The 19,643-nt window shown below is 65.8% G+C and carries 17 protein-coding genes; 11 read left to right on the top strand and 6 right to left on the bottom strand.

Going from position 1 to position 19,643, the window contains the following annotated elements; genetic code table 11:
• Positions 1-35: 35 nt before the first annotated feature.
• Positions 36-902, top strand: a complete 867-nt coding sequence (locus IEW02_RS20905) for a LysR family transcriptional regulator ArgP (RefSeq protein WP_188546831.1) — start codon at positions 36-38, stop codon at positions 900-902.
• A gap of 248 nt (positions 903-1,150) precedes the next feature.
• Positions 1,151-1,711, top strand: coding sequence for a hypothetical protein (locus IEW02_RS20900; protein WP_188546830.1), 561 nt, complete (start codon positions 1,151-1,153; stop codon positions 1,709-1,711).
• A gap of 7 nt (positions 1,712-1,718) precedes the next feature.
• Here the strand turns inward: IEW02_RS20900 and IEW02_RS20895 are convergent, their stop codons facing one another.
• Positions 1,719-2,144 (bottom strand): HIT family protein, encoded by a 426-nt coding sequence (locus IEW02_RS20895; protein WP_188546829.1) that lies wholly within the window; start codon positions 2,142-2,144, stop codon positions 1,719-1,721.
• A gap of 173 nt (positions 2,145-2,317) precedes the next feature.
• On the opposite strand from IEW02_RS20895, the gene IEW02_RS20890 reads away from it, so the two are divergent.
• From IEW02_RS20890 to IEW02_RS20880, 3 genes are all read left to right on the top strand, one after another.
• On the top strand, positions 2,318-3,559 hold the full coding sequence (locus tag IEW02_RS20890) for a bifunctional glycosyltransferase family 2/GtrA family protein (RefSeq protein WP_188546828.1): 1,242 nt from the start codon (positions 2,318-2,320) through the stop codon (positions 3,557-3,559).
• Positions 3,556-5,559 (top strand): glycosyltransferase family 39 protein, encoded by a 2,004-nt coding sequence (locus tag IEW02_RS20885; protein WP_188546827.1) that lies wholly within the window; start codon positions 3,556-3,558, stop codon positions 5,557-5,559. Before IEW02_RS20890 ends, IEW02_RS20885 begins: the two co-directional genes overlap by 4 nt.
• A 160-nt stretch (positions 5,560-5,719) precedes the next feature.
• The gene (locus tag IEW02_RS20880) at positions 5,720-6,574 is read left to right on the top strand and encodes a DUF559 domain-containing protein (RefSeq protein WP_188546826.1); all 855 of its coding nucleotides are present in this window, start codon (positions 5,720-5,722) and stop codon (positions 6,572-6,574) included.
• A 39-nt stretch (positions 6,575-6,613) separates the two neighbouring features.
• Here the strand turns inward: IEW02_RS20880 and IEW02_RS20875 are convergent, their stop codons facing one another.
• Genes IEW02_RS20875 through IEW02_RS20865 form a run of 3 tightly spaced genes read right to left on the bottom strand, consistent with a single transcriptional unit; the run spans position 6,614 to position 9,325 of the window.
• Positions 6,614-7,765 (bottom strand): MFS transporter, encoded by a 1,152-nt coding sequence (locus tag IEW02_RS20875; RefSeq protein ID WP_188546825.1) that lies wholly within the window; start codon positions 7,763-7,765, stop codon positions 6,614-6,616.
• A 1-nt stretch (position 7,766) separates the two neighbouring features.
• Positions 7,767-8,243, bottom strand: coding sequence for a helix-turn-helix domain-containing protein (locus IEW02_RS20870; protein ID WP_188546824.1), 477 nt, complete (start codon positions 8,241-8,243; stop codon positions 7,767-7,769).
• Positions 8,240-9,325, bottom strand: a complete 1,086-nt coding sequence (locus tag IEW02_RS20865; RefSeq protein WP_188546823.1) for a serine hydrolase — start codon at positions 9,323-9,325, stop codon at positions 8,240-8,242. Before IEW02_RS20865 ends, IEW02_RS20870 begins: the two co-directional genes overlap by 4 nt.
• An 89-nt stretch (positions 9,326-9,414) precedes the next feature.
• Here IEW02_RS20865 and purD point away from each other — a divergent pair, with 89 nt between their 5' ends.
• Positions 9,415-10,674 (top strand): phosphoribosylamine--glycine ligase, encoded by a 1,260-nt coding sequence (purD, locus tag IEW02_RS20860; protein ID WP_188546822.1) that lies wholly within the window; start codon positions 9,415-9,417, stop codon positions 10,672-10,674.
• 71 nt (positions 10,675-10,745) lie between these two features.
• The gene (locus tag IEW02_RS20855; RefSeq protein WP_188546821.1) at positions 10,746-11,855 is read left to right on the top strand and encodes a pyridoxal phosphate-dependent aminotransferase; all 1,110 of its coding nucleotides are present in this window, start codon (positions 10,746-10,748) and stop codon (positions 11,853-11,855) included.
• A 35-nt stretch (positions 11,856-11,890) separates the two neighbouring features.
• Here the strand turns inward: IEW02_RS20855 and IEW02_RS20850 are convergent, their stop codons facing one another.
• Positions 11,891-12,901, bottom strand: a complete 1,011-nt coding sequence (locus tag IEW02_RS20850; protein ID WP_229746200.1) for a threonine aldolase family protein — start codon at positions 12,899-12,901, stop codon at positions 11,891-11,893.
• Between the two features lie 50 nt (positions 12,902-12,951).
• Between IEW02_RS20850 and IEW02_RS20845 the strand changes: the two genes are divergently transcribed.
• Complete coding sequence (locus tag IEW02_RS20845; protein WP_188546819.1) at positions 12,952-13,572, top strand: TetR/AcrR family transcriptional regulator; 621 nt, start codon at positions 12,952-12,954, stop codon at positions 13,570-13,572.
• Positions 13,573-13,583: 11 nt separating this feature from the next.
• Positions 13,584-15,005, top strand: a complete 1,422-nt coding sequence (gene purB / locus IEW02_RS20840) for an adenylosuccinate lyase (protein ID WP_188546818.1) — start codon at positions 13,584-13,586, stop codon at positions 15,003-15,005.
• 141 nt (positions 15,006-15,146) lie between these two features.
• Here purB and IEW02_RS20835 read toward each other — a convergent pair whose 3' ends face one another.
• Positions 15,147-16,559 carry an MDR family MFS transporter gene (locus IEW02_RS20835; RefSeq protein ID WP_188546817.1) on the bottom strand — a complete coding sequence of 471 codons (1,413 nt, stop codon included), beginning with the start codon at positions 16,557-16,559 and terminating at the stop codon, positions 15,147-15,149.
• A gap of 59 nt (positions 16,560-16,618) precedes the next feature.
• Between IEW02_RS20835 and IEW02_RS20830 the strand changes: the two genes are divergently transcribed.
• Both IEW02_RS20830 and IEW02_RS20825 read left to right on the top strand, forming a co-directional pair.
• Positions 16,619-17,503 carry a phosphoribosylaminoimidazolesuccinocarboxamide synthase gene (locus tag IEW02_RS20830; protein WP_188546816.1) on the top strand — a complete coding sequence of 295 codons (885 nt, stop codon included), beginning with the start codon at positions 16,619-16,621 and terminating at the stop codon, positions 17,501-17,503.
• On the top strand, positions 17,500-19,617 hold the full coding sequence (locus IEW02_RS20825; protein ID WP_188546815.1) for a S9 family peptidase: 2,118 nt from the start codon (positions 17,500-17,502) through the stop codon (positions 19,615-19,617). Before IEW02_RS20830 ends, IEW02_RS20825 begins: the two co-directional genes overlap by 4 nt.
• The last annotated feature ends 26 nt before the right edge of the window (positions 19,618-19,643 follow it).

The following is a 19,643-nucleotide window of genomic DNA, read 5'->3' as shown; positions in this document are numbered from 1 at the left end:
ATGATTTTCACTCATCGTGAATGTAGCTTAAGTCGATGGATCAGGAACAACTGCGGGCGTTGCGCGCGGTGGTCGACGAAGGGACCTTCGACGCCGCCGCACGGGCTCTGCACATCACCCCGTCGGCCGTCAGTCAGCGCATCAAGTCGCTCGAGACGTCGGTCGGGCGCGTGCTGGTTCGCCGTACCAAGCCGACCGAGGTCACCGAATCCGGGTCGACGCTGCTGCGTCTCGCGCGTCAGATGGACAGTCTCACCGAGGAGACGCTTCGCGAATTGCGGAGCGAGGACGCCCACGCGTCCATTTCCCTTGCCGTGAACGCCGATTCGTTGGCCACCTGGGTGCTGCCCGCCCTGGCGCATCTCGCGCCGACCGTCGCGTTCGACATCCATCGGGAAGATCAGGATCACACCGCGGAGCTGTTGCGGGACGGAACCGTCACTGCAGCAATCACATCCGACGGTGTAGCGGTGCGCGGCTGCACGGTGCGCAGCTTGGGAGCGATGCGCTATCGGCCCACCGCGAACGTCGCGTTCTGTGCACGGTGGTTCTCCACGAGCGTGGACGACAGCTCCCTCGCCGCAGCGCCTGTCGTCGTCTTCGATCGGAAGGACCGGTTGCAGGAACGCCATCTCCTCGCGCGCGGCGTGGACCCGTCGACCCCTCCCCGTCATGTCGTCCCGGCGTCGGCGGAGTTCCTGACGGCCGTGCGTCTCGGATTCGGCTGGGGCATGATCCCGGATCTGCAACGGCGCGACGGCGATGGCTTGGTTGCGTTCGACGGCGATGCAGTGGACGACGTCGGGCTCTACTGGCAGCAGTGGGCGTTGTCGTCGACGACTCTGGATCGGCTGGCGGACGCGTTCGCGGTGGCGGCGCAGAAAGAGTTGATCGTTGAATAACCAACTCTACGTTGAATATTCAACGTCCTTCGTCTGGGTAACGGTTCAGTCTCATCGGTTAACGGATCGATCGAGCTCCCGATAAGGGTGGTGTAGACCACTCGCGCGGCGAGTCGCTACCGGCGCGGGGAGGCGCACATGAACGCACGCAGGACCAAGAAACTTGCTGCGGTGGTGATGGCGCTGGGGGTGCCATCACCATCGCGGCCTGCGGAAACAGCGCAGGCGCCGACGGTAGTTTCACCGTCGTGGCACCGACGTCGGTCCCCGCTGGCACGACGTCGTCGTTTCCGGCGCCGCCGACGGAGCCGGACTCGCGTGACGATGCGCCCACGCTGATGGAATCGCTGACGGTGTCACCGTCGGCGCCCACGCGGAGCGCTCCGACCGTGAACGCCGAGATCTACGACGCCCACCACCCCGGCGACGACGAGACCTACTTCTTCCGGACCCCCACCGGGCGTACGACCTGCGGTTTCCGTCTCGGACTGGCCGAGTTCGGGTACCGCGTCGGGTGTCAGACGTCGTCCGTCCCGAGCACGCCGGGCGTGCCGACCTGCGGCCATGGCGGTCCGGGCGTTCACATCAACGCCGAGGGCACGTCACGGCTGTGCGCGAAGCAGAACGTGTACGGGGGAGCGACCATCGACTATGGACCGGTCGCGGCCGACTCGATGCCCACACTCGAGTACGGGGACACGATCGAGGTGGATGGCGCGTCGTGCACATCGGCCGAAACCGGTGTGACGTGTTTCGACGCCGGCCATGCGTTCCGACTCTCCGTTGACGAGTCGGTCATCTACAGCTGAGTCGTCGTCAGGCTGGGACGTGACTTCCGTTCCCGAGACCACGCAGCGCGCGCTTGATCTTTTCCTGCGCTTCGTCGAGCGACTCGGCAGTCGGCGACGGGTCGGCACCGGAGATGTCGAAGTCGCCCATGTCGAAGGCCGGGAACACATGCAGATGCAGGTGCGGCACTTCGAGACCGGCGATCAGCAAACCGGCACGGGGCGCGTCGAACGCTGTCCGCACGGCCTTGCCCACCTGCTGCGCAACGATTGTCAGACGACCGAACGTCGCGGGATCGAGGTCCTGCCACTGGTCGATCTCCGCCCGCGGCACCACCAGCGTGTGGCCCTGAGTGACCGGATTGATCGTGAGGAACGCGACGAGGTCGTCGTCCTCCCACACGAAGCGTCCCGGTAGGTCTCCCTTGATGATTGCGCTGAACACCGATGCCATGTTCTGCACACTAGCGGGCAGGCCGGAGGCCGGTCGGAAATGACGGGCAGGCCGGAGGCCGGTCGGAAATGGCGGGCAGGCCGGAGGCCGGTCGGAAGTGACGGGGTCCGTTCACAGGAAACTGCCAGCCCGAGTGCAGGGTGGTCCCAGAGCCGACCACCAGAGTTCGACGTATGACAACGAACGTATCCATCGGCGCAGGTGAGCAGCGCGCGGCGTCCACGTCGACCAGCGCTGTTGCCACCCTCGAAGTGGTCATCCCCGTCTACAACGAAGAGCGAGATCTGGAGACCTGCATCCGCCGACTCCACTTCTTCCTGACCACCACCGTGCCCTACGCCTCGCGGATCACCATCGCGGACAACGCGAGCACGGACTCCACCCTCGAGGTGGCGCGGCGTCTCGAAGCCGAGATCGACGGGGTTCGTGTCCGTCATCTCGGCGAGAAGGGTCGCGGGCGGGCCCTGAAAGCGGTCTGGCTCGAATCCGAGGCCGACGTGGTCGCTTACATGGACGTCGACCTGTCCACGGACCTGAACGGTCTGATGCCGCTGGTTGCCCCTCTCGTCTCCGGTCACTCCGATCTCGCCATCGGTTCACGGCTCGCGAAACAGTCACGTGTGGTGCGAGGAGCGAAGCGCGAGTTCATCTCTCGCAGCTACAACCTCATTCTGCGTACGTCTCTGCGAGCCAAATTCTCCGACGCGCAGTGTGGGTTCAAGGCCATCCGCACCGATGTCGCGCGCGAGTTGCTGCCCCTCGTTCAGGACAACGGGTGGTTCTTCGACACCGAATTGTTGGTGCTTGCCGAGAAGGTCGGCCTGCGCATCCACGAGGTGCCGGTGGACTGGGTCGACGACCCGAATAGCAGCGTCCACATCGTCGACACGGCCGTGCAGGACCTCAAGGGCTGCTGGCGGGTGGGTCGGGCGTTGGCGTCCGGTGCGCTTCCCGTCGCGGACCTGCGCCGGAGTTTGGGACGCGAACCACTCGTGAGCGGGGTGCCCGTGGGAATGATCGGCCAACTGGTGCGTTTCGGCATCGTCGGCGTGCTGAGCACCATCGCGTACGGCGTTCTCTATCTGCTTCTGCAGGACATGATGGGCGCGCAAGGAGCGAACTTCGTCGCGCTCCTGATCACCGCGGTGCTCAATACCGCTGCGAATCGGCGGTTCACGTTCGGCATCAGCGGGTCCGACGGCGCCGTCGGACACCAATTGCAGGGACTCTTCGTGTTCGCCTTCGGCTGGGTCATCACCGCAGGATCACTGTTCGCTCTGCACCAATGGGTGCCGGACGCGTCCAAGCATGTCGAGTTGGTCGTGCTGGTGATCGCCAATCTCGTTGCTACCGTGACCCGATTCGTCGCCCTGCGTTGGGTGTTCCGCCACTCCACCTCCGGGGTGACGGCATGACCGCCACTCTGGACGCAACCCACGATGCCTCGGCTGCGCCCGTCCACCCTTCCGGACGCAGCCGCTGGGAAACGATCGCCGTGACCGGCCTCCTGGTCGGCACGGCGATCGCCTACATCGTCAACCTCGGCTCTAACGGCTGGGCCAACTCCTTCTACTCCGCTGCGGTACAGGCGGGTTCGGAGTCGTGGAAGGCGTTCTTCTTCGGATCGTCGGACGCGGCCAACTCGATCACCGTCGACAAGCCACCGATGTCGTTGTGGCCGATGGAGATCTCGGTCCGCATCTTCGGGCTGAATTCGTGGTCGATTCTGCTGCCGCAGGTGATCATGGGTGTCGCCTCCGTCGCGCTGCTCTGGATCATCTGTCGGCGGCACTTCGGACCCGCCGCAGGATTGCTGGCCGGACTCACGCTCGCCCTGACTCCCGTTGCAGCACTGATGTTCCGGTTCGACAATCCCGATGCGCTGCTGGTGCTGCTGATGATCGGTGCCGTGTGGGCACTGCTGCGGGCTGTCGAAGACGGGCGCACCCGCTGGCTCGTACTCGTCGGAGTGCTGTGCGGATTCGGATTCCTCACCAAGCAATTACAGGTCATGCTGGTGGTGCCGCCGCTCGCGTTGACGTACCTGCTAGCCGGGCCGGTCGGCATCGGAAAGCGCATCGGTCAGCTGTTCGTCTCACTGGGCACCATGATCGTCGCAGCCGGATGGTGGATCGCCATCGTCGAACTGTGGCCGGCGTCGTCGCGCCCGTGGATCGGTGGGTCTCAGAGCAACTCCATCCTCGAACTGACGTTGGGCTACAACGGATTCGGACGACTCAGCGGCGAGGAAACCGGATCGGTCGGGGGAGGCGGCATGCGCGCCGGCGGCAGCATGTGGGGAGAGACCGGCATCTTGCGCATGTTCGACTCGCAGCAGGGCGGCAACATTGCATGGCTGATCCCGTCGGCGCTGATCCTTCTCGTCGCCGGCATCGTGCTGCGCGGCCGATCTCCTCGCGTCGACGTGCGCCGCGCGGCGTTCGTGGTGTGGGGTCTGTGGTTGCTGGTCACCGGTCTGACGTTCAGTTTCATGGCGGGTATCTTTCACCCGTACTACACGGTGGCACTCTCTCCGGCGATCGCCGCGTTGGTGGGAATCGGGAGTGCCACACTGTGGCGCACCAAGTCTCGGTATTGGGTGCGCATCGTCATGGCAATCTCGGTGCTCGCGGCCGGTGCGATGTCCTGGATCGTGCTCTCGCGCAGTGACACCTTCGTGCCGTGGCTTCGCTTCGTGATCGTCGCGTTCGCAGCGATCGCCGCGATCGCTCTGCTCATTCCGTATCTGACGAAGGGCCGCCTCGCGGTGGTGACGATTCTGGCGGCCATGTTCGCTGGGCTCGCTGGGCCCACGGCATACGCGATCGACACGATTGCTACGCCGCATCAGGGCTCGATCGTGTCCGCCGGGCCGAGCACCGGCGGGTTCGGTCCCGGCGGAATGGGCGGCGGGCGAGGCGGTTTCGGTGGCGCTCGTAACGGCGGTGCCGGGATGCCGGGTGGTGGGCAGATGCCGGCTGCTACCGGGATGCCGGGTGGTGCGCGTATCCCGGGAGCGCCCGGCGCGGCCGCGATGCCCGGACGATCCGGGGGTGCCGGCAGCCTCCTCATGGGCAGCACCCCGAGCGCTGCGGTCACTGCACTGCTGGAGCAGAATTCCGACCAGTACACCTGGGTCGCTGCCGCCATCGGCTCGAACAGTGCATCGGGATTCCAGCTCGCCACACAGGATCCGGTGATGCCGATCGGTGGGTTCAACGGCACCGACCCGTCGCCGACGCTGGCGCAGTTCCAGCAGTACGTCGCCGACGGCCGGATCCACTGGTTCATCGCCGGTGGCGGCATGATGGGCGGCTCCAGTTCGGGAACGTCGGCGGAGATCACCAGTTGGGTCGAGGCGAACTACACGGCCCAGACGGTGGACGGGGTGACGCTGTACGACCTGACCAGGTAGGTGCAAGGTGGTCCACTTTTCGGTCCGAGGCGCGGGATACCGCGCATTGCACCGGAAAGTGGACCAATGCGCATGTTTGGCCCTGTGGACAACCGGCGACTTATCCACAGATCCCGAGGTGACACTGGCGCGGAGACGCTGAATCGTCCACGGTGTGCCGATGGGGGTATTCACATCGGAACAATTGGGGCTCGGCCGTGGCGCAATCGCGTACCGGGTGAAATCGCAACGATTGATCCGCGTCTTGCCCGCGATCTACGCAACCGAAAAGCCGGACTACCTCGACTTGTGTACCGCCGTGACGCTGTGGAAGCCGAATGCGGTGTTGAGTCATCTAACGGCCGCGTGGTTATGGGACATGATCGACTCCGAGCCGGAGACGATTTCGGCGTCGGTGCCTCCCGATAGTGCACGCCGCGCACCGCAATGGGTGCGGCTCTTTCGCCGGCAACTCCCCGAGCATTCACGTCGTCGCGGACTGCCGGTGGTGACGAGGGCTCAGACTTTTGTCGACGTAGCCGCGATGCTGCACGGCAGCCAGCTAGAACTGTTCTTCGATACTGCGGTTCGCACGCCTGCCGAACGTCGAGAATTGGTGACGTTGTGTGAGCGCTCCAAGGGGATGGCAGGAATGACGGCGCTCCGACAGCAACTTCGACGGTGCGTGCTCAACACTCGATCGGAACCCGAGCGCCTCGTGGGACGTGCGATGTCGGCGCGAAACTTCTTCATGGAAATCAATGCGCAAATCGGGAGGTATTTCGGTGACTTCGTCGACTTTCGTGCTCGGGTGGTCGTCGAGATCGACGGTCGCGAGTTCCACATCTCGCCCGATGCGTTCAACAACGACCGGAGCCGCCAGAATCACTTGATGTTGAGCGGGTGGTTGATTCTGCGCTACTCCGCGGTGCAGGTCATGGCAAACATGGACCGCGTGATCGACCAGATCATGGCTGTGGTGCGTCGACGTCGTCGGTCGATCAACGCGTGCATGCCGGAGTGGCCATTTTCATGACTCAGACGCGAGATCCCGCGCTTCGAGCCGAATAATGGCTCATTTTGCATGACCGGCCAACGCCCTCGCCAACACGACCACCAGAACCCCGGCCAGCGGCACCACGATCAGCCCCACCCGCAGGCCGGCCGTGTCCGCGACGAGGCCGACGATGGGCGGTGACACCAGGAAACCGATGCGCATGAGCCAGCTGACGACGGCCAGTCCGGTGCCGTGGCGCAGACCGGGAAGGTCGTCGGCCCCGGACATCGCGGCGGGAACCAGGGTGGCCACACCGAACCCCGCCGCGGCGAACCCGACGATGGTGCCGGGAACCGACGGGAATGCCAGCGCCGCACCCATTCCGACGGCGGCGATCGTGCCTCCGGCCCTGGCCACCGCACGTTGGCCGAACCGGTCGACCAGCCGGTCACCGAGAAGTCTGCCGACGGTTTGAGCGCCGACGAGCGCGACGAAGCCGAGGGCTGCGACGGCCGGAATCGCGCCGAGGTCACCGTTCAGATACACCGCAGCCCAGGAGCTTCCGGCGTCCTCGACCAGTGCGCCGCACACGGCGATGACGACGAGTGCGGACAGAACGGCCACTTTGGGACCGACGGAGGACTGCGTCGGCAGCTCACCGGTCTTGGACAACGGCTCCGGTCCGGGAAGCATGAGGAAGTAGCACCCGACCGCGATCAGCGACATCAGGACGGTCGACGTGCCGAGATGGATACCGAGGGGGATGTCGAATCCTGCTGCTGCGCCGCCCATCACACCACCGGTGACCGCGCCGATACTCCAGACAGCGTGGAAGGAATTGAGTATGGAACGGCCGTAGGCTCTTTGGACGCGCAACCCGTGCGCGTTCTGGGCGACGTCGGTGATCGAATCGGCCGCACCGGCCAGAAACAGCGAGGCGGCCAAGGTGACCCACGTCGGCGACACTCCTGCCGCCACGACGCCGATCCCCGTGACTATCGTGCCCGCCACCGCGACGCGTGACGAGCGGTAGCGGCGCACGAGCAGACCGGCCGCGAGCCCCGACACCAACGCGCCGAGAGGAAACATGGCGAGAGCGACGCCGTAGATCGTGTTGGTCAGGCCGAGTTCGGCTTTGATCGCGGGGTACCGCGGAACGAGGTTCGCGAACAGTGCACCGTTGGTGAAGAACAGCAGTGAGACCCCGATGCGGGCGTTGCGAGGTTGCACGTCAGGTACCCAGATCCCCGGCTACGTCCGACGACGCGAGCAGGATGGTGAGGATCGGGACGACGTGCGGTCCGGAGATGCGGTAATCGCCACGACCTCGTTGCTCCACCAGTCGTGCCGCAGTCAAGGACTTCAGGTGGTGGTAGAGCTGGCCCGGTGACGACAAGCCCACCGCTGCCTGGAGATCGGCCGCGTCCACCGGCCCGTTCAACAGGTGCCGAACGATGCCCTGCCGCACCGGGTGGCCCAGTGCGGCAAGGACATCGACGGAGTTCTGCATCGGAAGGCGGAGAACACCGTCGGGCGTGTACTCGATCTCCCACGTCACGCGGCCGTGGAGATTGGATTCCCCCCGGTAACCGATCAGTCCACCGGAGCCCGCGCCCGGTGACGGAGGGGCGGCGACCGGCGCCTCGAGCGCAGCAACCCGTGCCTCGAGTGCGGCGAGCCGCTCCCTGAGGTCGGGTTCGTCGGTCACGCCACGCAGGCTATCCGGTCCAGCGTCGCGCGATCGCGCGCGGCGTCGATGATGAGTTGCTGCTGGTTACCGAAATTCTCCAGTACCGATGTGAACGTGGATTCGTCCATTCCTGACATCAGCCAGACCGCGGTGGCCTGTGAGCCGTCGTCGAGTGTGAACTCGAACGCCTGGGTGAGGACGCCCGGTACGCTTCCGCCCTTGAATCCCATGGCGGTGAAACCGTCGGGGGCGGGTCGCCACTCGAGTTGACGACGGATGGTGTCGGTCGCCGCTCCGAACGTTCCGCTCAGGATCGACCGGTACACCGACGTCAACTCCGAGGCGGTTCCCATCGGGCCGTTCTGCGACAGGTACTCTGCTTGCTCGCTGAGCGGGGTCGTTCCCACCAGAGTGCCGCTGTAGGCAACGCGGAAGGCGTCGTCGAATGCAAAACGTTGCGCCAACGGCCACAGGTCCCCGGTCGGATGCTCCGGATCGACTGCGCCCAGCGTCGACCCGACCAGCGTGGGGACTTGGAAGTCGGCCCAACCACCGGTCGCGGCTGCGTCGATCAGGGCCTGATCGCCCAAGCGGTAGCGCAAGTAATCGGCGGTCGCATTGTCGCTTTCCTGGATCATGGCCGAGACCATGTCGTCCAACTTCACCGTGCCCGACAGATCGTCGGGAAACACGCCGTTGTTCGGAATTCCCAGCCGGGTCAGTGCCTGCGGGTGCGCTCCGCCGTCCACGCCGGACGCGTGCCACCGCTCCCAGTCCAGGATCGGTACCTGCTCGTTCGGATCGAGCTTCCCCGCCGCCACCGCTTGTGCGTACGCCGCGAGATGTACCACCTTCACGGCGGATGCCAAGGGCTGAACCGCGTCGGGTCGGTGATCGACCACGGTCCCCTTGCCGTCGTCGATGACCAGGCTCGTGGTCTCCGACTGCGCGGGAATCTGTCCGATCCACCCCTCGGGCTGGGTGAGATCGACGGCCGGCGTCGATTCGCAGGCGGGGTCCGCCGCCGCAGGAGGGTCCTCGGCTGCGGCGCATCCCGCGAGAACCAGCAGGGCGGCGAGTGGAGCGACGAACCTCTTCATCTCATCCTCCAATATTCCGGTATTCCGTATTTACGAAACAACAAGTTAGCGGCCCGCGAGTGGAAAGTCCAGAGAAGTAGGCTGCTCCCGTGCGCGTACTCGTCATCGGCTCCGGAGCCCGTGAACATGCCCTGGTTCTCTCCCTGTCGGAAGATTCCGACGTCAGCGCGGTCCTCTGCGCCCCCGGCAATGCCGGGATCGCGAAGGTTGCCGAGACCCGTGCGGTCGACGTGGCGTCCGGACCCGCGGTCGCGGAGCTCGCAGCAGAGGTCGACGCCGACCTCGTGGTCGTCGGACCGGAGGTGCCACTGGTTCTGGGAGTGGCCGATGCCGTCCGTGCCGCAGGAATCGCGTGCTTCGGGCCGTCCGCCGAGGCCGCGAAGATCGAAGGATCGAAGGCGTTCGCCAAGGACGTCATGACCGTCGCCGGCGTGCGCACCGCGCACAGCGAAATCGTCGACAGCCCTGCACGACTCGATTCCGCGCTGGATCGCTTCGGTCCGACCTGGGTGGTCAAGGACGACGGCCTCGCCGCGGGCAAGGGTGTCGTCGTCACGGCGGACCGACTGACCGCTCGGGCTCACGCCGCCGATCTCCTCGAACACGGGCACCCTGTACTTCTCGAGACGTTTCTGTCCGGACCCGAGGTGTCGCTCTTCTGTCTCGTCGACGGCACCGACGTCGTGCCGCTGCTCCCGGCGCAGGACCACAAGCGGGTCGGCGACGGCGACACCGGACCCAATACCGGCGGAATGGGCGCCTACACCCCGTTGCCCTGGTTGCCGGAGGGCGCAGTCGAGCGCATCGTCGCCGACGTCGTCGAACCCGTTGCCGCCGAGATGGTTCGACGCGGATGCCCGTTCAGCGGACTGCTGTACGCGGGCCTCGCCGTCGACGCCGACGGACCCGCGGTCATCGAATTCAACTGCCGCTTCGGTGATCCTGAAACACAGGCGGTACTGGCCCTGCTCGATTCGCCTCTCGGAGCAACTCTGAACGCGGTCGCCACCGGAACCCTGAAAGACCTTCCGCCGCTGCAGTGGAAGGACGCTTCCGCCATCACCGTGGTGGTGGCCGCCGAGAACTACCCCGGGCGCCCCCGTACCGGAGATCCGATCACGGGAATCGACTCACCCACCGTGCTGCACGCAGGCACCGCCGTGAACGCCGACGGCGCCGTGGTGTCGGCGGGCGGACGCGTACTGAGTGTCGTGGGTGTGGGGGCCGACCTCGACGAGGCCCGCACGTCCGCATACGAGACGATGTCGCATATTCGTCTGGCCGGCAGCCACTTTCGAACAGATATCGGGCTCGCTGCGGTCGAAGGCCGTATCTCCGTACCGTCGTGAGATCCGAGCAGGAAGGCCGGAGGTCGGCCGAAACGAACAGTCGGCGCTCGCGCGTCGAACCGTTCCATGTCATGGACGTGTTCGCGGCCGCGGCGGCACGGCAGGTCACGCACGGCGATGTGCTGAGTCTGGCTGCGGGACAACCGTCCACGCGCGCACCCAAGCCGGTACTCGACGCCATGCACGCTGCCCTCGATTCACATCTGCTCGGGTACTCCGAAACGCTCGGGATACGCCCGCTCCGTGAGGCCGTCGCCCGCTACCACTCCGAGCGCTCGAATATCGCCGTCGACGCGGACGACGTGGTGATCACAACGGGCTCGTCGGGCGCCTTCACGTTGCTGTTCCTCGCTGCGTTCGACGCGGGCGACACCGTCGTCATGGCACGCCCCGGCTATCCGGCGTATCGAAACACGTTGGCCGCGTTAGGCTGCCGTGTTGTCGAACTGGATTGCGGCAGTGACGTCCGCTACCAGCCCACGGTGGAGATGCTCGACGCCCTGCCCACCCCGCCGGCGGGACTGATCGTGGCCAGCCCAGCCAACCCCACGGGAACCGTCATCGATCCGACGGAACTCGCGAAGCTCGCACGCTGGTGCGACGAGCACGGAACGCTGCTCGTCTCGGACGAGATCTATCACGGCATCTCCTACGGCGACGTCGCCACGACCAGCGCATGGGAAACATCCCGCGAATCGGTCGTGGTGGGCTCGGTGTCGAAGTACTTCTCGATGACGGGATGGCGACTGGGTTGGATGCTGTTGCCGCGCAGTCTCACTCGCGCAGTGCAGCGACTGGCGTCGAACATGACGGTCTGTCCGCCCACCACGTCGCAGGTCGCTGCAATCGCCGCGTTCACCGACGAGTCGCGTGCCGAGATCGACGCCCACGTGCACCGCTACGCCGTCAACCGGGACATCCTGCTCAGCGGTCTACGCGGCGCGGGCATCACGGATCTGGCGCCGGCCGACGGCGCGTTCTACGCCTACGCGGACGTTGCGCACCTCACCGACGACTCCCTGCGCTGGTGCTCGGACATTCTCGACCGCACCGGTGTCGCGTTCGCTCCGGGCATCGATTTCGACACCGTGCGCGGCTCGCACACCGTGCGGTTCTCCTTCGCGGGCGCCACCGCGGACGTCGAGGAAGCAATCGAGCGTCTGCGCCCGTTCCTGCACTAGGTGTATTGCCCGAGAAGTGTGCTGCCCGAGAACAACTAGGCGAGCTGGTGCAGAACCGTCTCGACGTCCGCTCGACCGACGTCGCGGTGCGTCACGAAGCGCACCTTCCCCGCCACCGACACCGCTCCGATTCCCTTGGCGGCCAACTCGGTCACCGTAGCCGACGGGTCGGGTGAGTCGGCCAGCACGATGTTCGTGTCCGGGTCGGTCACCGTCCACCCGCGCTCACGCAGGCCGTCGGCGAGCACCCTCGCATTGGCGTGATCGTCGGCAAGTCGGTCCATCGACTGCAGCGCCACCAACCCGGCTGCGGCGAGCATGCCGCCCTGACGAACGCCGCCGCCCAACATCTTTCGAATACGTCGGGCTTCCTCGATACGGGTCGCGTCCGACGCCAGTACCGATCCCACCGGAGCCCCGAGACCCTTGCTCATACACACCGTGACCGTGTCGGCGCCGCGCGTCAGCTCGGACGGCGGCACCTCCAGCGCCACCGCAGCGTTCCACAACCGGGCGCCGTCGAGATGGACGAGCAGCTCGTTCTCCTTGGCCGCGGCCACCAGGTTCGCCCAATCCGCGGGGCCGGTCACCGCCCCGCCCGCGAAGTTGTGGGTGTTCTCGAGGCACAGCAGCGTGGTGCGGAGGGCGAAGTACGGGCCGCCCGCTGCGCCCTCGCGGCGAACGGTGTCGACGGAAGGCCGACCCGGGCCACCGTCGTGCGGCAGAGCGCGAGGCATCCCGAGTGCGAGCCACGCTGCGGTGCCGAGCTCGGATCCGAGGACGTGCGCGAAGTCCGGTGCGAGAAACTGATCTCCGCGGCGTAGGTGCAACATCAACGCAATCACGTTGCCCATCGATCCGCTGGGAACCCACAGTGCGGCCTCGAAGCCCAAGACATCGGCGACGGTTTCCTCGAGCTTCGCCATCGTCGGGTCGTGATCGAGCACGTCGTCGCCGAGCGGCGCGTCGAACATCGCCTTCTTCATGTCGTCGTCGGGCGTGGTTACGGTGTCCGAGCGCAGGTCGATCTGTGGGAGTGGAGCCATGATTCCATTCTGCCCGGCTGGGGCCCCTCGAAGTGGCAGCATGTGTTCCCATGCCAGCAGGTACCGCGACGAGGGCGACGCCGAAGGGAAAACGGCGTCGGCAAGCCTTGATCACGGCGGCGGCCGACCTTCTGCTCGCGGGGGGATACGACGCGGTGCGACACCGCAGCGTCGCCGCTCGCGCGAGCCTGCCGCTGGCGTCGACCACTTACTACTTCGATTCGCTCGACGACCTCGTGGCACGCGCAGTCGAACTCAACGGCGCACGTGAGCTCGAAATCGTGCGGAACCGTCTCTGCACGATCACTCCTCGCGCCCGGGGTGCGGAAGCGACCGTGGAGTTGATGGTCGATCTCGTGGTGGGACCCGACACCGACGACAGCCGCAGAGACCTGCTGATCGCGCGATACGAACGGTTCATCGCGTCGGCTCGTCATCCCGAGCTGCGAACCATTCAGCGGCAGCTCCGGACCGACATGGAGACCCTCCTCGTCGACGCACTCGATCGGGCCGGTCGCTGCATCAGCCGGGCCGGTGCGCGCAAGATGCTCGCGATGGTCGACGGGGTGATCCTTGGCGCGCTCGGCGACGTGGACTCCGATCCTCGTGAACGCGTCCGCGAAGTGCTGCTCGGTTTGGTCGACCACGAGGCACCGCTGCTGCAGCCGTAAACTTCCCAGCTGTGAGCCGTATCCCGAATGTCCTTGCCACCCGCTACGCCAGCGCCGAGTTGGTGGATCTCTGGTCACCCGAACACAAGATCGTGCTCGAACGTCAGCTGTGGATCGCAGTGTTGCGAGCGCAGGCGGAGCTGGGTGTCGACGTTCCCGCCGACGCCATCGCGGACTACGAGCGGGTGCTGGGCGACGTCGACCTCGAGTCCATCGCGGCTCGCGAACGGGTGACCCGGCATGACGTCAAGGCGCGCATCGAGGAGTTCAACGCACTCGCCGGACACGAGCAGGTGCACAAGGGGCTGACCAGCCGCGACCTCACCGAGAACGTCGAGCAGCTGCAGATTCTGCGCTCCCTGGAACATGTCCACAGCCACGGAGTTGCCGTCGCGGCGCGGCTGGCCGAGCGCGCCGCCGAGTACAGCGGCATCGTCATGGCCGGCCGCAGCCATAACGTTGCGGCGCAGGCCACCACGCTCGGCAAACGGTTCGCGTCGGCGGCCGACGAGCTTCTGGTGGCCCTGACACGCGTGCGCGAGCTGATCGCGCGGTACCCGTTGCGCGGTATCAAGGGCCCGATGGGAACGGCGCAGGACATGCTTGATCTCCTGAACGGTGACGCTGCCAAACTGCAGCTCCTCGAGTCGAAGGTCGCCGAGCACCTCGGCTTCGCGCACGTGCTGACCAGCGTCGGGCAGGTGTACCCACGCTCGCTCGACCACGACGTGGTGTCCGCACTGGTCCAGGTCGGCGCCGGACCTTCGTCGTTCGCGCACACCGTCCGGTTGATGGCCGGGCACGAGCTGGTCACCGAGGGGTTCCAGCCGGGCCAGGTCGGGTCGTCGGCCATGCCGCACAAGATGAACACCCGCTCGTGCGAACGCGTCAACGGACTGCAGGTCATCCTGCGGGGGTACGGATCGATGGCCGCGGAGCTGGCCGGCGCGCAGTGGAACGAAGGCGACGTGTTCTGTTCCGTCGTCCGCCGCGTCGCGCTGCCGGACGCGTTCTTCGCGATCGACGGAATGATGGAGACATTCTTGACCGTGCTCGCGGAAATGGGCGCGTACCCGGCCGTCATTGCTCGTGAACTCGATCGCTACCTACCGTTCCTGGCCACGACCCGCGTCCTGATGGCGGCGGTCCGTGCCGGAGTAGGGCGCGAGACCGCGCACGAAGCCATCAAGGAGCACGCGGTGAAGGTGGCGTTGGCCATGCGTGAAGAGGGTCGCGAGCCGGATCTGCTGGACCGCTTGGCGGCGGACGATCGGCTACCTCTGGACCGGGCCGCATTGGACGCAGCGCTGGAGGACAAGTCCGCGTTCGTCGGGGCAGCGCAATCTCAGGTGGCTGCCGTGGTTGCTGCGGTCGAGGATCTGGTGGCGCAGTACCCGGAAGCGGCGAAGTACACGCCGTCGCCGATTCTCTGAGAACAACTTCGGTGTAGCCACGTGCGCTTGGCGCATGCGATGGCACCGAACGGCTCGCTGCCTGACCGAGCGACCGGAAGCCGCCGTAGCAAAAGATTTGTCTGGCAATCGGGTGCTGACACGTGCGCTCAGCGCACGCCATTACACCGAAGATTTCTTCTTGGGCAGCAGGAGGGCCAGCAGCAACATCAACACCGCCGTGCCCGCTACTCCCAGGAAGACCAGATGGATTGCGTCGGCCAGTTGGTCGGGCGGGGGATTGCCCGTGGTGTCGACGCGCGAATTCACCACGGCGCCGAAGATCGCCACGCCCACCGCGCTACCGATGGACCGGGCGAAGAGGTTGGTCGAGGTGACGACACCGCGTTCGCTCCAGTCGACGCTCGACTGCGCCGCGATGAGCGTCGGGCTCGCGACGAGGCCGAGTCCGATGCCGGTCACGAAGCACACGACCCCGACCTGCCACACCTGCGCGTCTCCGGTGATCAGGACAGCCGAGCCGGCGCCGAGCACGGTGAAGGCACCGCCCACCAGAGCGGTGGTCCGGAAACCGAAGCGCAGGTAGATCTTGCCGGACTGCGACGCGGCGATCGGCCACCCCAACGTCAGCGTGGCCAGCGCGAATCCGGCCACGATGGCGCCGGTGCCCAACACGCCCTGAACGTAGGTCGGAACGTAGGTCGTGAGGCCGAGCACCAGGGCGCCGATGAGCAACGACAGCGCACTGCTCACGATCAACAGTCGACGAGTCAGGACCCACAGCGGGAGGATGGGGTGGTCGGTATGGGATTCGATCCAGGTGAACAACGCCAAGGACGCCACGCCGAGGACGAAGATGCCGACGCCGATCGGTGACCACCACGCCCACGAATGCCCGCCTTCGAGCAGGCCCAGAATGATGGCGGCGGCACCGATGGTCAGCGCGGCGGCGCCGGCGTAGTCGATTTTCGGACGATCGCGCACTGCCGACTCGTGGAAGTTGCGCATCAGCATCCACGCAGCCACCGCACACAGCGGGATGTTGACGAAGAAAATCCAGCGCCAGGTCAGATACTCGGAGAACACACCGCCGAGCGTGGGCCCGAGTACGGACGAGATGGCCCAGACACTCGCGAGGTAGCCCTGGGCCTTGGCTCGCTCCTTGATCGTGTAGATGTCCCCGGCGATGGTGATCGACATCGGTTGCACCGCGCCGGCGCCGAGGCCTTGAACAGCGCGGAAGGCGATGAGGGCCGGCATGCTCCAGGCAAATCCGCACAGGATCGACCCGACGGCGAACAACGCGATCCCGAACAGCATCACGGGCTTGCGGCCGAAGATGTCGGCGAACTTGCCGTACAACGGGACCGACACCGCCTGAGCAAGAAGGTAGATGGAAAAGAGCCACGGAAACTGCGAGAAGCCGCCCAGGTCGTCGACGATGCTCAGGACAGCGGTTGCGATGATCGTCGAATCGAGCGCGACCAGTGACGTGCCGAGCATCAGTGAGATCAGGATGGGGCCCCGCTCGGAGCGGAAGCCCACGTCGACCTTGGTATCAGCGTTCGTTGCCATCGCTACCAGTATGACGGGCGCGCGTGACGTATCCGCAACCTTGATTAGGGTGGACTCTCGTGCGTCCCCCACTTTCGCAGTACCCGCATGTAGCGGGCGGTAAGGTCCGCGATCTGTATCGCGTCGACGACGACCATCTCCTCCTCGTGGCCAGTGACCGCATCTCGGCCTACGACCACATCCTGTCCACGCCGATCCCGGACAAGGGTCGCGTCCTGACGGCGATGAGCGTCTTCTTCTTCGATTTGCTCGGGGGGGTCAACCATCTCGCCGGCGATGCCGAGGACGAGCGCATTCCACAGGATCTGCTCGGGCGTGCGCTGGTGGTGCGGACCCTGAAGATGGCGCCCATCGAGTGTGTGGCGCGCGGCTACCTGACCGGGTCCGGGCTCTCCGACTACGAGGCCACAGGCTCGGTCTGTGGGGTGTCGCTTCCGGACGGCCTGGTCGAGGCGAGCAAGCTGCCCGAGCCCATCTTCACCCCTGCATCCAAGGCCGAACTCGGTGATCACGACGAGAACGTCGACTTCGCTGCGGTGGTCGACGCACTGGGTCCCGAACTGGCCGAGAACCTCCGGACCGCCACCGTCGACATCTACGAGCGCGCAGCGCGTTACGCCGCGACCCGCGGAATCATACTGGCGGACACCAAGTTCGAGTTCGGTGTCGACGCCGACGGCACCTTGGTCCTTGCCGACGAGGTGCTGACACCCGACTCGTCACGCTACTGGCCCGCGGATGGATACGAGCCGGGCAGAGTGCAGCCCAGCTTCGACAAGCAGTTCGTCCGCGACTGGCTCACGGGGGAGTCGGGTTGGGACCGAGCCGGTGACGGGCCTCCGCCTCCGCTGCCGGCCGACATCGTCGACGCAACCCGCGCGCGCTACATCGAAGCCTACGAACGCATTTCGGGCCTGAACTTCAACGATTGGGTTACACCATGACCGTCACACCTCCGATCGCAAAGACCGTGCCGCTCGAGCGGACGCATCACGGCGACACGTTCGTCGACAACTACGAATGGCTCCGCGCGAAGGAAGATCCCGAGGTGATCGCCTACCTCGAAGCGGAGAACGCGTACACCGATCAGCAGACCGCTGATCTGGAACCGTTGCGCACCAAGATCTTCGACGAGATCAAGTCCCGTACGCAGGAGACGGATCTGTCGGTACCCACTCGCCGCGGGTCGTGGTGGTACTACGGCCGCACCACCGAGGGCAAGAGCTACGGCATGCAGTGCCGCTGCCCCGTCGACTCTCCGGACGACTGGACGCCACCCGACCTCGCCGTCGGTGCCGACGTTCCCGGGGAAGAGATCGTGCTCGACGCGAACGTCGAGGCCGAGGGACACGACTTCTTCTCCCTCGGTGCCTTCTCGGTGAGCGACGACGGGCACCTACTCGCGTACTCCGTGGACACTGCGGGCGACGAGCGGTACACGTTGCGCGTCAAGGACCTTCGCACGTACGAGATGCTTTCCGACGAGATTCCGAACACCGCGCCCGGTGCCACCTGGTCGACCGACCAGCAGTACCTTTTCTACCAAACCGTCGACGAGGCGTGGCGACCCGACAAGGTGTGGCGACACAAGCTGGGTACTTCTGCGTCCGAGGACGTCAAGGTCTTCGAGGAACCCGACGAGGCGTACTGGGTCGGGTTCGGCGGCACCCGTAGTGACAAGTACCTGATGATTTGGGTCGGATCCAAGGTCACCACCGAAGGCTGGTATCTCGAAGCCGACGATCCCACCGGTGAATTCAAGGTCATCCTCCCGCGTCGAGAGGGCGTCGAGTACAGCGCGGAGCACGCCGTCGTCGGAGGGGAGGACCGGTTCGTCATCCTCCACAACGACGTGGTCGACGGGATCAAGGCGGAGAACTTCGTCCTGGCCGACGCTCCGGTGTCGGACCCGACCGACATGACGGTGCTGATCCCGCACCGCGACACCGTCCGACTAGAAGAGGTCGACGCGTTCGCGGACCACCTCGTCGTGTCCTACCGTCGCGAAGCGCTGACTCGTATTGCTCTGTGGCCGTTGGGTCCCGACGGTTACGGTGAGGTGACCGAACTCGAGTTCGACGAGGAACTGTTCTCCGTCGGACTGGGCGGGAACCCGGAATGGACTGCGCCGCTGCTGCGGTTCGGATACACCTCGTTCATCACCCCGTCGCAGGTGTACGACTACGACCTGGCCACGGGTGAGCGCATCCTGCGCAAGTCGCAGCCCGTACTCGGCGACTTCGATCCGTCGAAGTACGAGCAACGCCGCGAATGGGCGACCGCGGAGGACGGCACGAAGATCCCGCTGTCCGTCGTCAGCCGCAAGGACGTACCGGCAACGGGTGTGGTGCCCACACTGCTCTACGGGTACGGCTCCTACGAGGCCAGCATGGACCCGTCGTTCTCCGTCGCACGATTGTCGCTGCTCGATCGCGGCATCGTGTTCGTCATCGCCCACGTGCGCGGCGGCGGTGAGATGGGCCGCCAGTGGTACGAGAACGGCAAGATGACGACGAAGAAGAACACGTTCACCGACTTCGTCGCTGCCGCAGAGTATCTCACCGAAGCCGGTCGCGCCGACAACGAACATCTGGTGGCCGACGGTGGCAGCGCCGGTGGCCTCCTGATGGGCGCGGTGGCAAACCTGGCGCCGGAGCTGTTCTCGGGCATTCTCGCCAACGTGCCGTTCGTCGACCCGCTGACCTCCATCCTCGACCCGTCACTGCCGCTGACGGTGATCGAGTGGGACGAATGGGGAAACCCGTTGGAGAGCAAAGAGATCTACGACTACATGAAGTCCTACAGCCCCTACGAGAACATCGAGGCCAAGGACTACCCGGCCATCCTCGCCATCACGAGCATCAACGACACCCGAGTGCTCTACGTTGAGCCCGCGAAATGGGTTGCGGCGCTGCGGTCGACGAAGACCGGGGATTCCGAGGTACTGCTCAAGACCGAGATGAGTGCGGGCCACGGCGGTGTCAGCGGGCGGTACGAGAAGTGGCGCGAGGTGGCGTTCGAGTACGCGTGGATCATCGCGCGGACCGGGGCGGCCTAGCGGGAAGGCCGGAGGCCGGCCGGAAT

Origin of the sequence: Rhodococcoides trifolii (assembly GCF_014635345.1) — a bacterium.
Lineage (GTDB): Bacteria > Actinomycetota > Actinomycetes > Mycobacteriales > Mycobacteriaceae > Rhodococcoides > Rhodococcoides trifolii.
Note: the sequence above shows the minus strand (reverse complement) of the source record. Positions and strands in the feature narration are given on the sequence as shown.